The organism is Dongia deserti, from assembly GCF_003574735.1.
Taxonomy (GTDB): Bacteria; Pseudomonadota; Alphaproteobacteria; order Dongiales; family Dongiaceae; genus Dongia_A; species Dongia_A deserti.
Genome location: NZ_QORW01000031.1, coordinates 1 through 14,378 on the forward strand (window position 1 = coordinate 1; position 14,378 = coordinate 14,378).

Annotated in this window: 8 protein-coding genes; 3 read left to right on the forward strand and 5 right to left on the reverse strand. The window is 64.7% G+C overall.

What is annotated here, in order from left to right:
• Positions 1–185: 185 nt before the first annotated feature.
• Positions 186–2,282: a penicillin-binding protein 1C gene (gene pbpC / locus DTX69_RS28675; protein WP_119305023.1), complete on the reverse strand. Its 2,097-nt coding sequence runs from the start codon at positions 2,280–2,282 to the stop codon at positions 186–188.
• A gap of 3 nt (positions 2,283–2,285) precedes the next feature.
• Complete coding sequence (locus tag DTX69_RS28680; protein ID WP_162917658.1) at positions 2,286–7,490, reverse strand: alpha-2-macroglobulin family protein; 5,205 nt, start codon at positions 7,488–7,490, stop codon at positions 2,286–2,288.
• A gap of 168 nt (positions 7,491–7,658) precedes the next feature.
• On the opposite strand from DTX69_RS28680, the gene DTX69_RS28685 reads away from it, so the two are divergent.
• A complete protein-coding gene (locus DTX69_RS28685) occupies positions 7,659–8,810 on the forward strand; it encodes an ELM1/GtrOC1 family putative glycosyltransferase (RefSeq protein WP_119305025.1) in 1,152 nt (383 codons plus the stop codon).
• Here DTX69_RS28685 and ybaL read toward each other — a convergent pair.
• The gene (gene ybaL, locus DTX69_RS28690; protein ID WP_119305026.1) at positions 8,773–10,479 is read right to left on the reverse strand and encodes a YbaL family putative K(+) efflux transporter; all 1,707 of its coding nucleotides are present in this window, start codon (positions 10,477–10,479) and stop codon (positions 8,773–8,775) included. The genes DTX69_RS28685 and ybaL overlap by 38 nt on opposite strands.
• Before the next feature lie 208 nt (positions 10,480–10,687).
• On the opposite strand from ybaL, the gene DTX69_RS28695 reads away from it, so the two are divergent.
• Complete coding sequence (locus tag DTX69_RS28695) at positions 10,688–11,971, forward strand: CDP-alcohol phosphatidyltransferase family protein (RefSeq protein WP_119305027.1); 1,284 nt, start codon at positions 10,688–10,690, stop codon at positions 11,969–11,971.
• Positions 11,972–11,974: 3 nt separating this feature from the next.
• Positions 11,975–12,457 carry a cupin domain-containing protein gene (locus DTX69_RS28700; protein WP_119305028.1) on the forward strand — a complete coding sequence of 161 codons (483 nt, stop codon included), beginning with the start codon at positions 11,975–11,977 and terminating at the stop codon, positions 12,455–12,457.
• Positions 12,458–12,461: 4 nt separating this feature from the next.
• Here DTX69_RS28700 and DTX69_RS28705 read toward each other — a convergent pair whose 3' ends face one another.
• Together DTX69_RS28705 and DTX69_RS28710 are read right to left on the reverse strand one after the other, a co-directional pair.
• A complete protein-coding gene (locus DTX69_RS28705) occupies positions 12,462–13,346 on the reverse strand; it encodes a 2OG-Fe(II) oxygenase family protein (RefSeq protein ID WP_162917659.1) in 885 nt (294 codons plus the stop codon).
• A 78-nt stretch (positions 13,347–13,424) separates the two neighbouring features.
• Positions 13,425–14,324, reverse strand: coding sequence for a glycosyltransferase family protein (locus DTX69_RS28710; protein WP_119305030.1), 900 nt, complete (start codon positions 14,322–14,324; stop codon positions 13,425–13,427).
• Positions 14,325–14,378: the final 54 nt, after the last annotated feature.

Here is a 14,378-nt window from a genome sequence, read left to right on the forward strand (position 1 = left end):
ATGCCAATGCGGATAAGCTTATCCATGGACGGCTCCCTTCAATGAGATCTGCAACGACCTCATTCTGGCACATCGATGCCGCGCGGGGGCCGTCCACACCATCACGAGTTTGCCTGAAGCGACGCGGTCTCTCGCAACGAAGCTCGTAGATGGTCGGACCAAGTCCGACCATGACGGCTGTGCCGTCACTTGATCCACACCGCGCTGCTGGCGCTGTTGCCGTTGCGGTCGGTGACCGTCACGCGCACCTGGCCGCGGCCATCGGGGTGCCATTGCGCCTGGCGGCGGTAGGGCTGTGACTCGATCGGCAATCCGTTCACCAGCCAGCGCAATGGCAATGCGCCGCCATTGGCTTGCAGTGTCAGGGCCGGCAGAGGCTGTTCCCTCGGCGCCAGTTCGAGCGTTGCGCCGTCGACGGGATAGGAAATCTGCACCGCTTTGGTCGATGCGATGGTGTTGGGCGCGGCGCCGGGGCGAACTCGGAACGTGCGCAGGTTGGCCGGCAGGCTGGCATTGTCGGCGGCGATCACGTCGGCAGGCACTTTCTCGGGCAGCGCGGATGGCCCTTGTGGCAGCAGATCGAAGGCCTCGAACAGGATCGGCGCTGCGTTGGCGCGGCCCATGCGCCCGGCCGAGAAGGTGCCGTCCGGCCGGCCTACCCAGACGCCGATCGTGTAGTCGCGCGTGTAGCCGACCGCCCACGCGTCGCGGAAGCCGAAGGATGTGCCGGTCTTGTAGGCGATCGGCTGCGCGTTGCGACGGTTGCCGGCAGCGAGGAAGCTTGGCGGCGGCGGTGTGTCGAGCAGGATCTTCGTGATGTAGTACGCCGACTTCGGCGACATCAGAGGTTCGAGCGCCGGTGCGTCGCTGGGCGACTCGTCGACGCTCAGCGGCAGCGCGCTGCCCCGGTCTGCCACGTCGGCATAGAGCGTCACCAGCCCTTCCAGGCTGATCCCGACGCCACCGAGCGCGACCGGCAGGCCGGGCACCTTCGCCTCGCTCGGGAAAGCCAAGGGCACGCCGGATTCCGATAAGCGCAGAACGAAGCGCAGCGGCCCGACGCGGTCGAGCAATGCGACAGCCGGGATGTTGAGCGACGCCTGCAAGGCCTCGCGCGCGCTGATCTGGCCGCGGAAATGACCGTCGAAGTTCTTCGGTGCATAATCGCCGAAGCGCAAGGCCACATCCGGCATCATCGTCTCGGGATGGGCGGCCAGCTCATCGAACGCCATGGCATAGATGAAGGGCTTGAGCGCGGAGCCCGGCGAGCGGATCGCCGTCACCATATCGTTCTGGCCGAAGCGGCGGTTGGCGAAGAAGTCACTCGAGCCGATATAGGCGCGCACCTTGCGCCCTTCGTTCTCCACCGCCAGCACTGCAATGGTCGCGTTCGGCTCGAGGTGCGCTTGATAGCGCCGGACGACCTCCAGCAAGGCACGCTGCAGATCGTCGTCGATCGTCGTCTCGATCACGCGTGCCGTCGGCTGTTGGCGCGTTAGGCGATCCGCGAGGTGCGGCGCGCTCAGAGGGAACGTCTTGCGCGCTTGCGGCACGGGGTCAGCCAGCGCCGCAGCAAGCGCACGCTCATCCACCAAGCCACGCGCGCCCATCAAATGTAGGACCTTGTCGCGTGCCTTCTTGGCAGCATGCGGGAAGCGATCCGGGCGCACAGTCTCCGGCGCCTGCGGTAGGGCCACAAGCAACGCTGCCTCCGCATCACTGAGGCGAGTCGGCTCTTTGCCGAAATAGGCTAGGCTCGCGGCGCGCACGCCTTCCAGATTGCCACCATAGGGCGCGAAGGTGAGATAGGCGGCGAGGATATCGTCCTTGCTCATCCGCGCTTCGATCTGTAGCGCGCGGCCCATTTCCGCCAGTTTGGCGCCGAGGGTACGCGGGCTCGGCTCCATCAGGCGCGCGAGCTGCATGGTCAGCGTAGAGGCACCGGACACGACGCGGCGGTGGCTGAGGGCCTGCCAGGCCGCACGGCCCACCGCCAGCGCATCGACTCCTGGGTGCGAGCGGAAGCGTTGATCTTCATAGACCAGCAGGAACCGGAGGAATTTCGGATCGACCTCGCTCAACTCCGCAGGCAGTCGCCACGCGCCCTCGGCCGTCGTGTAGGCGCGCAGCACGCGGCCGTCGCGATCCAGCACGACGGTCGAGATCGAATCCAGGCGCTCGAGCGGCGGCGGCAGCATGCGATCGGCGATGAGCGCCGCCCCGGCTATTGCCGCGAGGGCAAGGCCGAGGGCGATCACCGTCGATCGCAAGCGCAGCTTCATCGGCTACTCCGCCATGCCGATCTGCGTCCGGGCGGTGCTGCCGCGGCCGCGATAGTTGGGCTTGTACATGTCCTCGATGGTCGGCGCCGGCACCTTGTAGTCGCCGGGCGTGACCGCGCGTACCAGGTAGGCGAAGGTGAAATCGCGGTTCTGGCCGCCGCTGCCCTCGTCATAGACATCGAAGGCCGCGACGAAGCGGTCATCGCGATATTCGAGATAGAGCGCCTGGCTCAGCTCCGGCAGCCAGGAATAATCCCCAGTCTGCCGCGCGCTGGCGAGGCTCGCGATCTCCGCTTCGAAGCCGGCCGGCAGCAGATCCGTGATCAAGGCCTGATGATCGAGTCCGCTGGTCGCGCGGCCCTTGAGGACGACGACCAGGAGATCGTTCTGCTTCACTTGGCTGAGCTCGGCCTCCGTGCCATCCGGTGTGTAGAAGGTGCGCGTGATAGCGAAGCCTTCGTCCGCCGGCGGCAGATCCGCGCGCGGCACGCCGGTCACCGACGCCTTGGCATAGACCGGCACGCTACCGCTGTTGGTGTAGGTCTTCGCGGTGGGCAGTGACATGGCGGCCGGCATGTAGAAGGTCTTGTCCTGCACCACGCTGACACCGTCGGAGACGTCGAGCTTGAGGCCTGTCGCCTGCCCCGCCGTCGCCTTGGCAGCCAACAGGACCCACACCTGCTCCTGCGTGCTGAGCCAGCGGTTCTGGCCCTGCATGTCGGCAACCCGGCCGATGAGTGGCGTCGGATCGAGTCCGGACTGCTTGCTTTCGGCAATCAGGAAGGCGACCGCTGCCATGTCGCGCAGCCTGGAGCCGTAGTCCCACCAGCCATAGCCGCGTCGCTCGGCCGCCTTTGTTGCGGCATCGAACAACTCGGTCGCGCGCTGCTGCTCGCCATTCATCGCCAGGGCGGCGGCGAGATGCGCGAGCGCCAGAGCCGGCGCAGAGCGCTGCGATAGCTGATCGGCGGCGTAGCGCAGATCAGCCAGCTTCGCCTGTCCCGCGCGCGCCAGCACGTAGTGTGCATAGGCCTGCGCCGACGGCCCGCGGCCATAGCGGTCATCGTCGCTGCTGACGCCGCTATAGCCAGTCGAGAGCTTGCGCAGGCCGTCCATGCCCTGCTCGATCGCGGATGGCGGGATGGCAAATCCCTTCTCCTTCGCGCGCATCAGGAAATCCATGGTGAATGCGGACAGCCAGGGTTCTGCCGGATCGAACGCCGTCCACAGGCCGAACATGCCGTCGAAGCGCTGCCGGTTGAGCGTGCTGCGGATCGCCTTCTCAAGCTGCGCCTTGTCGATCTGCTTGTAGCGATCCTCCAGCGCCCACAAATCGGCCACATCGCCCGCCAACAGCAGCGGATAGGCTCTGGAGATGGTCTGCTCCAGGCAGCCATAGGGATAGTGCTCGAGATTGGCGAGGATGGTCTGTACGTCAAGGTTTGGCGTCGTGCTGAAACTCGCACGCAGGCTTGCGCCCTCGAGGAACGGATCGAGCGCCGCCTGGTTCAGCGTCATCGACTCACCCGGCAAGAGCCGCATGGTGAGCGTCTCGGTCACCGGTGTGTTCGCAGGCCGCACCGGGATCGCGACGCTGCGGTCGAGCACATAGTCGCCCGGCCCTTTCAGGCTGAGCGTGATCTCGCCACTGCCGACCCGCTGCCCCAGCAGCGCGAGGCGCAGGTGTGTGGTTGCACCCTGCGCCAGCTCGACCTCGGCGCTGGCGTTCTCGCCCAGCTGCACATCGCCGCTGGAGCTGAACGCGACCTCGTAGCGACCCGCGGCGCCGTCGAGATTCTGCAGGGTGAGCGACAGGTTGCTCTTGTCGCCTGGCGCCAGGAAGCGCGGTGCGGAGATCTCGGCGATCACCGGATCGCGCACCACCAATCCCGCTTCCGCCCAGCCGACATTCTGCGCGTCATACGCAACTGCCATCAGGCGCAGGCGACCGTTATAGTCCGGGATGTCGAACGCGACGATCGCCTTGCCGTCCTGGCCGACTTCAACCAGGCCGGAATACAGCGCCACCAGTTCGATCTTCTTGGGCGCGCCGCGCTGGGAGAATTCGCTGTCGCCGCCTTCGCGGATCTGGCCGCGCCGCCCGGCCTTGCCGTCGATGAGCTGCCCGTACAGATCCCGCAGTTCGACCTGCAGCCGCTTCTTGCCGAAGAAGTGCTCGACCGGATCGGGCGTTTCGAAATCGGTGAGTGTGAGGATGCCCTCATCCACCGCCGCTACGGTGAGGTAAGCGGCCGCGCCCGTGAAGTTCGACAGCGTAATTGGAATCTCGACCTTCTGGCGCGGCAACACTTTGTCAGGCACTTGCATTGCAACCTGGATGGTGCGCGGCGCGGAATCCACCGCCAGCCAGGCAACGCCGACCGCGCGGCCGGGCCCACGCTCCTGCTCCCGGCCTGGCCGGAAGGCGCTGGCCAGCACATAAGCACCTGCGCCCCACTGCGGATCGACTTCGATCTCGATCACCTTGCCTTCGGCGGGCAGCGAGACGACGCGCGTGCTCAGCACACGGTCGGTCGCGACGGTGATCAGCGCTTCACCGGCGAACGGCGCGCGCAATTGGATCTGCGCCGTCTCTCCCGCCAGGTATTTCTCCTTGTCGCTGACCACTTGCAGGCGGTCGGGCGATTCGCCGCTGCCCGGCTTTGCCGACCAGCCGGCGTGAAAGCGCATGGAGCTGGCGACGCCGGTGGCAGGGTCGTAGACCTCCAGCCGGAAATTGCCCCACTGCACCTGCTTCTCGAGCTTAGCCGGGCCGTTGGCGGTGGCGGCGATGGTGCCGACTTCGGCCGGGCCGTCGTTGATGGAGACGTGGTAGTCCCATGCGCCGCCGGCATAGAACCAGTTGTAGCGCCATTCCTCGCGCACCAGCCTGTACTGCAGTTCCGGGATCGCCTTCTCCTTGCCTTCAGCGTCGAGTGCGATGATCTCGAACTGCGCGCTGCTGTTTTCACTCACCTGTCCCTCGGGGAACAGCGGCTTGATGCCGAGATAGAGCGGCTTCTCCCGGACGGGCAGATCGACGCTCTCGATCACCGGGCGCCCACCAAACTCATAGACCTCGACGCGCAAGGTCGCCTTCAACGGCGCTTGCACATCCGGCACCTCTTCCAGAGCGACCGGCAGCGCAAACGCACCGTTCCCGCCCGTTCGCACGTCGGCAAATGCGACGCGCATCGGATCGGTTTGTTCCTCCTCCAATCCGAATCGGTAGCCTTCCCATTGCGGGAATGGATTGGCGTCAGGCCGCACCACGAGGTCGGACTTGACTTTGAGGTCCGCAGCCGGAGCGCCATAGAGGAACTTGGCATCACCGGTGACAGTCAACGATTCGCCCGGAACGATCTTGGCCGCGGACGCCGTCAGCTTGGTCCCGATGCGCGCGGGCACAACCTCTTCGACCAGGAAGCTTTGCGACGCGATCGCCGGCGCGTGGGGATCGATAAAGGCCTCGACCGTCCACTGGCCGGTGCGCGCCGCTTCGGAAATCGCGATGTCCTGCTGGAACCCGCCCACCTCGTCCTTCAGGTTCTCGAAACGTTGCGCCTCCACGCCATCCGGCCGCACCAGCCGCAAGGTGATCGGCAGATCGGCTACGCTCTTGCCGGTCCAGTCGCGCAGCAGTGCACCGAGATGAACGGTCTCACCCGGCCGGTAGACGCCGCGGTCGGTATAGAGGAACAGGTCCAGGTTGGCCGGCGCCACACGCCCGCCCACGCCGCGGTCGCTGAGGTCATAGGCCGCGCGAGTCAAATCGAGGAAGCTGAAATCGCCGTCCCTGCGGAAGGCCGTGACCGCCGTCGCGGTGCGGCCACCGGCGCCTTCGATCAGGCCGCGATCGAAATGTGCCCTGCCGTCGCGGTCCGTGGCGGTCTCGCTCAGCACTTCGTTGTTGCGGGCGAGCAGTTGCACCCGGACGCGGTTCAATGGCTCTGCCGTCTCAAGCGAACGCACGAAGACATTGAGCCCGTCCTCGCCCGAGAGGGTGGTGAGGCCGATATCGGAAACGACGATCCACTGCGTCGCGTACTGGTCCCAGTAATATTGCGCTTGCTCTTCGGTTTCGTCGGGCTGTGCCGCCCGGGCCATCAGCAAATACACACCGGGCTTGATCTCCGGCACCATCTCGATGACCGGCACAGAAGTCAGAACGCGAACGTTGCGCGCGCCCTCGATGGGCATCGAGCCTTGCCAGATCTGCTCGCCCGATTCATTCGCGACGCGCTGGCGGTCCCAGTCATAGAGATTGCTCAGGAAATTGCCGCGGTTGATCTCGTTGACGAGATTGCGGTCGTTGATGCGCAGCAATTTCAGCTTGGTGAAGCCGACATTCACGCTGGTCAGCGGCACGCCGGTCGATCCGACCTTGGGCAGCACATAGGCCTGCTTCTGGAAGCCGACGCTGGGCTCGCGATCGCCGATCGCGACGTCGATCGCTTCGTCCTTTTCCAGAGCGCCGATTTCACCCGGCATTCCGCTTTTCAGCGTCACCTGGTAGGAGCTGCCGTAGCTCAATCCGTCCAGGCAGAGCTGGCGGCCGAGTGCGCGATAGGCGACTTGAGTCTCGGGCTCGACGCGCACGTAGTCGTCATACGCCAGCTGCCGCGTGCCCAGGACCCGCCGATCGAACTTCAGGCATACTTGCGGCCGGTCGCCGTCGGTCGAGGTTTCCGTCATCTCATAATGGAACGGGATCGAACGGCTCAGGCGCTGATAGGCAGCGCGGGCGTCCGGATTCTGTGTCAACTGGACCGCCTCGTCATAGGCCTCCAGCGCTTCGCTGCCGCGATTGATACCCTCGAGCGTCCGGCCAAGCGCCAGGTAAGCCGCCGACTTCTGCTGCGAATCGAAGGCTGCCTCGGTGGCGATAAAGGCGGCATAAGCCGCCTCGAGCCCCTTGCTCAGCTTGGTCTTGATCTCAATCAAGCTCATCCAGAGCTGATAATCCTCGTAGCCGGCCGGAATCATGCTTTCGGCCAGCTTCTCCGCCGCTGCCTGATCCGGCCCCGCCGCAAGCTCCTGCAGCTCTGCGTGAGCTTCAGCTGCGTCCAGGTCGGTCGCCGGCACGTTGTAGAGCCCGTTGCGGTACTCGTACGCCGCGGAGGCGAGCGAGCGCAGATCGGCGCTTGCCAACGGGATGGCGATGAAGACAAGCAGGAGACAGGCCAAGCGTCGCATGACGGCGGTCATGGCAGGGTTACTCCGAGGAGTTGCAAAGATTTTCACGGTGGGACTAGACCAGAAGGCGCGGCCGTTCTCAATGCTCCAGCCGCATCCCATTACATTCGCTTTGACTTTGTCGTTTTTTGGGCCAAAAGGAGCAGGCAGCCTTAGACCACACAGATTCCCTGCCCGTCAGTGACAGCCATCACGCATCCATCGACCGAACCCGCGCCGCGCCTCTGGCTGCTGTTCGGGGATCGCCGGGGCGACAATGCGCAAGTGCAGGCGCTGGCGGAGATGCTGGGCTGGCCCTACGAAATCAAGCAGCTTCGATGGCAGTCCGATTACACTGTCGATCCGGCCGAGGCCGGCATTTCCCTGGCCGGCCTTGATGTTGGCGCCAGCGATCCGTTGACGGCCCCTTGGCCGGACATGGTGATCGGAATCGGCTTCCGGTCCGCGCCGATCTCGCGCTGGATCGCGCAGCAGGGCGGCCGGATCATCAACATCCGCCTTGGCCGCCCGCGCACCGAGCTCAAGCCCTACGACCTGGTCATCACCACCCCGCAATATGGATTGCCGCCCGCGCCGAATGTGCGCGAACTGCCGCTGCCGCTGGTCAAGGCAAACGAGGCGGAGGTCGACAAGGCGGTGGCACGCTGGCAGCCGGCATTCGAGCAGCTGCCCAAGCCCTGGATCGCTGTCATGCTCGGCGGCCCCACGCAACACATGGCCTTCGACGAAGTGGTCGCCCGTAGCCTCGCACGCGATCTGCAGGTGCTTGCGCAGAGAACCGGCGGATCCTTGCTCATCACCACCAGCCCGCGATCGCCAGCCGGGCTGAAGGCGATCTTCGGAACGCTCGCCGTGCCGCATTTGTTTTCCGAGTTCCACGCGGGCGGAGAGAATCCTTACCTGGCCCTGCTCGCCCTCGGTGATGCCGCGATCGTCACCAGTGACAGCGCGTCGATGGTTGCGGATGCCGCGGCTTTCGAGCGGCCGATCCTGATCTATGAGCTGCCGTGGCTCGGTCGTTCGAAAAAGCCGGGCTTGATCGCCGCCATCAAGCGCCATGTGCGCGAGCGGCGTGAGCGGCGTGGCATGGGAGGCCGTCCCGCCGATCCGCTCGACCGCTTCTACGATATGCTGACTCGCATGGGCCGCGCCCGCCCACGGCGCAATGTGCTCGGACTCAACCAGAAGCTCTATCAATCCGGCATCGCGCGTCCGTTCGACCCCCAGACCGCGGATATCAGCTGGCGCCCTGCCGCGGTCGCGCGCCAAATCCAGGATCAGCTGGTGGCGGAGATCAAGACGCTGTGGCGGGAGCGGCAGTCGTCTCGGTAGCGATCCCTGCCTTTCTCAGCATCTCCAACGCCAACTCCCGCTCGCCCAGGATCGTGTGTGTCGCACCAAGCCGCATCAAATGCTCATGCTCGGCTTCGGAATGAGCTCGCGCAATGATGGGCACGGATGGATTGAGGGCACGCGCCCGCTCGACGATGGTGCCGGCCTCGAATGCGTCTGGAACGGCGACGAAGACACAGCGCGCTGCGGCGGGATTGGCGGCCGCCAGTACCTCCTCATCGGCGGCATTGCCCTTGATGACCTCTACTCGTGCACCGTCGGCTTCGGGGATTGCGGCCAGGCGATCCTCGATCACCAGCATGGGTGAGGCTGCCGATCGTAGCGCTTCGCCGATGACGCCGCCCACGCGGCCATGGCCGATCACGATGTAGTGGTCGCTCAATGCTGTTTGCGCGAGTTCGCCGCGCGTCGCGGTAGCGCTGTCCGGCGCAGCGTCCGCTGCCTTCGGCTCTTCCTTCGGTGCAAACCGATCAAGTAGCACGAAGAATGCCGGATTGATCAGGATCGAGATGATTGCCGCCGCCAGGATCAGATCCTGGGCTTGTTCCGTCAACACGCCGAGCGCCAGGCCCAAACCCGCCAGGATGAAGGAGAACTCCCCGATCTGCGCCAGGCTGGCGGAGATGATGAGCGCCGTCGCCTTCGGATGCCCGAACAGACGCACGATCAGGAATGCCGCCGCCGACTTGCCGAACAGCACGATGATCATCGTGGCGAGCAGCGGCCAGAATTGGCCGAGCAGAACTGCAGGATCCAGCAGCATGCCGACCGACACGAAGAACAGCACCGCGAAGGCGTCGCGCAACGGCAAGGTCTCCTGCGCCGCCTGATGGCTGAGCTCGGATTCGCTCAGGATCATGCCGGCGAAGAACGCGCCGAGCGCGAATGACACGCCGAACAGTGTGGTCGCGCCGAAGGCGATGCCCAAGGCGATCGACAAGACCGCCAGCCGGAACAACTCGCGCGAGGCGGAGTGCGCGATGTAATGCAGGATCCACGGAATGACCCGCCGCCCGACCAACAGCATGATGGCGACAAAGGCGGCGGCCTTGCCCAGCGTGATGATCAAGGCCCGCAGCAATTCGGCGATCTCCGGTTTCGCGCCGGCCTGGTCCATCGTCAGATAGATCTCGGTCAATGGCGGCAGCAGGACGAGCACCGCCACCATGAAAGTGTCCTCGACGATCAGCCACCCGACGGCGATGCGCCCTTGCGTGGTTTCCAGCAGCCGGCGGTCCTGCAGCGCGCGCAACAGGACGACCGTGCTCGCGACCGACAGAGCGAGGCCGAAGACCAAGCCGGCGATGGTCGGCCAGTCGAGCAGCCAGGCCAGCGCCCAGCCCAGCAGGGTCGCGACCGCGATCTGGGCGAGTGCGCCCGGCACCGCGATGGACTTCACCGAGAGCAAATCCTTGATCGAGAAATGCAGGCCCACGCCGAACATCAGCAAGATGACCCCGATCTCCGCCAATTGCGCGACCAGGTCCTGATCCGCGACGAAGCCTGGAGTGAAGGGGCCCACCACCACGCCGGCGAGCAAATACCCGACCAGGGGTGAGATCCGCAGGCGGTGAGCCGCCGCGCCGAGCAGGAAGGCCAGGACGATGCCGGCGACGATCGCGGCGATCAACGGCGTGTGATGAGGCAAGGCCGGCGCTCCCCCTTGGTCGGATGGTGGCACATACTTCGCAGAATTTTGCTGATGGGCAAAGCAGTTAGGTGGCTCCGGCCGGATGCTTGTCACCCCTGCCGGCGCATGTTATAGGCCCGGCCGGCCGCGTGTGCGGCCAAGCCTGGGCCCCTGCCGACTTGCTTCAGCCAGCGGACGCGCCTCGAATTCGGAGTTGGTTTTCTCGATGTTGGTTTGGATCGATGCGGCTCATCCGGCCGCTCGGCTACAGGTTTTCGGTTTGACGGTGACGGAGCGCCACCTGCAGGCGCTGATGCGGCTGGAGCCGAAGCCCACCCAGGTCATCATCGATGTCGGCAGCAAGGATCCCGCGGAGCTGCGGATTCCGGCGCGTGTCCTGAAGGCGCTGCCGGTCGTGTCCTCGCAATCCAGCGCGCCCTTTGCCGAGCGGTTGCGCGCGGTGCAGAAGCTCGCCGGCGATGGGCCGCTGCTGGTGCTGGACGGAACCAGCCTCGCCGACCAGCGCCTTCATGGGCAGCTCGTCCGGGCCGAGCATAATCTCGCGGTCTTCGCGCCCGATGCCAAGGAATCGGCGGCCATGCTGTTCCTCGGCATGGCGGGCTCGGTGGTGGTCCCGGAGGATGCAACCGACATCACGTCTCTCTCGCGCGGCCTAGTGAAGGCGGGTCTGACGCAGGAACTTACGCAGGACCAGTTCGACGGCTTCATCCGCAAGCTGCGGCGCACCGTGCCCTTCTACATGTTTCGCATTCTCGATCGGACCAAGGCGGCGGAGATCCAGCGATTCATGTTCTGGTCCAACTACAAGGGCTCGACCGACATCTTCACGCGCTACGTCTATCCGCCCCTGGTTTGGCTGATGGTGCGGCCGCTGGCGCGGGCGCGCATCCATCCGAACCTGGTGACACTGGTGAGCATTGCTCTCACCTTCGGCGCGGTGCCGTTCTTTGCCAATGGCAACTGGGTCGTGGGTTTCCTGATGGCGTACGGCATGAGCGTGCTGGATTCCGTCGACGGCAAGCTGGCGCGCCTTACCTTCACAGATTCCCGCCTCGGCAATTTCCTCGATCATGGGCTCGACATGGTCCATCCGCCGATCTGGTACGCGGCCTGGGCCTATGGTCTCGGCCTGTCGGAGCAAGGATGGAGTTCGCCGCTCGGCTGGGCGACAGTCGCGATCCTGGTGTTCTACGTGCTGGACCGGTTGATCCTCAAGATCTACCCGCGCTTCTTCCAGCGCGGCTTCCACACGCATTCAAAGCTGGACGCCACGGTGCGCAGCTTCATCGCACGGCGCAACATCAACCTGCCGATCTTCCTGCTGGGCTGCATCTTCGGCGTGGCGCGGGAGGCGTTCTTCCTGATCGCCGCCTGGCAGTTCGCCACAGCGGCCTATCACGGCATCCGCACCTTCTGGATCCTCGCCGTGCAAAAGGCCCACCGCAATCCGCACGCCAAGCCGGTGCACTTGGTCGGGGATTTGGATTAGGCCATGAAGGACAGAGCCGCCCGACCGATCGCGATCAGGGCCGATGCCGTTGCGCCGCGCACCAAGCCATCGAACTACCCAGAGCCATTCTTCAGCCGCATGGCAAAACGGGAGAAACGGGCGCTAGGAGACTTCTTCGGGCTCAAGAATTTCGGCGTCAACCTCACGCGGCTGGCGCCGGGCGGCGAATCCGCGCTGCTGCATCGGCACAGCAAGCAGGATGAGTTCGTCTACGTGTTACAGGGCGAACCGACGCTCGTGACCGAGGCGGAAGAGATTCAGCTCGCGCCCGGCATGTGCGCCGGCTTTCCTGCCCAGGGCATCGCGCATCAGCTAATCAACCGGACCCAACAGGATGTGGTCATCCTGGAAATCGGAGACCGCACGCGCGGTGATGAAGGCAGCTATCCGAAGGACGACATCCAGGCGACCTTAGGTGCCGACGGCAAATGGGTCTTCACGCATAAGGACGGAACGCCGTACTGATCTCTCAGTATTTGTCGTCGCCCAGCGCTAGGTCGACTTCGCTCGCGTACCAGAAGCGTTGCAGGCGGCCGATCTGCTTCGGCTCGAAGGCCTTCACCGGCAGTTCCGCGATGAAATTGATGTAGCGGCGCGGCACGTCCGTGGTGTCGCGCGGACTGACGCCATGCACGGCTTCGGCTGAATTGACGAAGCAGACATAGGAATTCGCCCGATAGGGCACGGTCTTCACCAGCTCGACGTCCCGGTTGAGGGCACGATGCTTTACGAAGCGCGGCTTCCGCCGCCAATCGTACAGGTCGAGGTCGCCGCCTTGGCTCTGGTCGCGGGGATCGCGCATGTAGAAAAGGGCGGAGAAGATCTTGTCGCACAGATCGACATGCGCGGTCTTGACGCTGCTCTTGTGGGTGACTGGCGTGTTCATGACGAACTGGCAATCGAGGCGCACATCAGCCTCGCCCGCAAAGCCGCGCGGCACCACCCGCCAGTCCTCGTAGGCGCGGCCCACCTTCTCCTCCAGGTCCGGGAACTCGCGGCGGAAATGAGTGGCGAATAGGCGCGTGACGTCCCGCCAGTAATCGGCCGAGGTGTGGTACTCGAAGAACTCACGCCAGAGCGGCGAGATGCGCCGATCCCCCAGCACCTGCTTCGCCGTCATGCGCACCGCTTCGTTCGACCCGATATCCGCCCGCTCGTTCACGATCACAGCGAGCGAGGGGAAGCCGGCAGCCAGCTCTTCATAGAGCGGCGCAGGCACGACATCGGCCCGCGCGTAGTGCGCGTAGGGCTCGGTGACGACGTCGCTCGGCTGTATGTCGGACAGCAGCTTTGGCGTGCGCGATGCGACGACGGCGGCGAACATGGAACTCTCCGATGACTGAATATGGCTCATGTTAGCTTCCATGCTAGCCATGAAAGGACCGTCGGCAAAAATTGCCAAACGCCGCTGCGGCGATCGGCCGCGAAGAACTCAAGCGGCCACTCGTGAACACAGTTCAAGGGCGTCATGTCGCACATGGTTCGCCGACATTTCGCGCCGCACCATCTCCTCCGTCACGGTGCCTTGCGCCAGGCATTCGGCAAGCAGCCCGAAGAACAGCCGCTCCTGATTGGGATCCGGATGCGGTAGATAGATCTCCGATTTCGGTTTCCTGGGTGCGAGCAGGTTCTTCACCTGCTTGAACACCGATTTTGGGAACGGGTAACGGCTGTAGTCCTTCACCCGCACCGTGAAGTCGATCGGCAGACCCGTCTTCCAGGGCTGCGTGCGCCGGTAAGTGGTGTGGAGAATCCTCGTCTCCGGCGTCAGGCGATCGAAGTCATTCCACTCATTCTCGAGCAGGCCGACGGTATCGTCCGGTTCGTACTCCAATTTGACCCACTTCAGATAGTCGGTCTTGGACGTGAACAGGTCGTTGAACGTCCGCTCCGCGTCCCAGTGGGTCAGCTTGCCGTTCTCCAGCAGCATCACGCTGGAAGCGCGATAGGCCGGCAGCTCCTTGATTGCAGGACGGATTCGGCACATCAGCGCCTTGCCCTGCATGTCGCGGCTGAGCAGGTCCCAGACGTCGCCGACCGCGAAGCAGTCGGGATCGATCACCACCGCACGCCCCTGATAGTTCATTAGCTTCGGTGGTATGAAGCGGAGCGGCGTGAAGGATTGCAGGTCGTCCCGCTTCCAGGTGCGCTGCTCGACACCGCGGAGGAAGGTCTGGCCTTCCTTGGCGTGGAGCCAGGGGAAATCATTGTAGTGCAGGATCTGGACGTCGAACCGGTCCGCATGCCGGCTGTTGCGCCGCAGCGCATGGGCTGCCACCAACGCCCCCAGATACTGCTCATCGTTGGTCTGGATGAAGACCCTGTAATCCATCTGTCCCTAGCCCTTGGCCGACCGCCGATTCTGGCGACCGTCAGCATAAGAGAT

Bases quoted from the DNA above. Each gene is read 5' to 3' on its own strand.
- pbpC (WP_119305023.1), bottom strand. From the start codon at position 2,282: ATGAAGCTGCGCTTGCGATCGACGGTGATCGCCCTCGGCCTTGCCCTC.
- DTX69_RS28680 (WP_162917658.1), bottom strand. From the start codon at position 7,490: ATGACCGCCGTCATGCGACGCTTGGCCTGTCTCCTGCTTGTCTTCATC.
- DTX69_RS28695 (WP_119305027.1), top strand. From the start codon at position 10,688: ATGTTGGTTTGGATCGATGCGGCTCATCCGGCCGCTCGGCTACAGGTT.
- DTX69_RS28700 (WP_119305028.1), top strand. From the start codon at position 11,975: ATGAAGGACAGAGCCGCCCGACCGATCGCGATCAGGGCCGATGCCGTT.
- DTX69_RS28705 (WP_162917659.1), bottom strand. From the start codon at position 13,346: ATGAGCCATATTCAGTCATCGGAGAGTTCCATGTTCGCCGCCGTCGTC.
- DTX69_RS28710 (WP_119305030.1), bottom strand. From the start codon at position 14,324: ATGGATTACAGGGTCTTCATCCAGACCAACGATGAGCAGTATCTGGGG.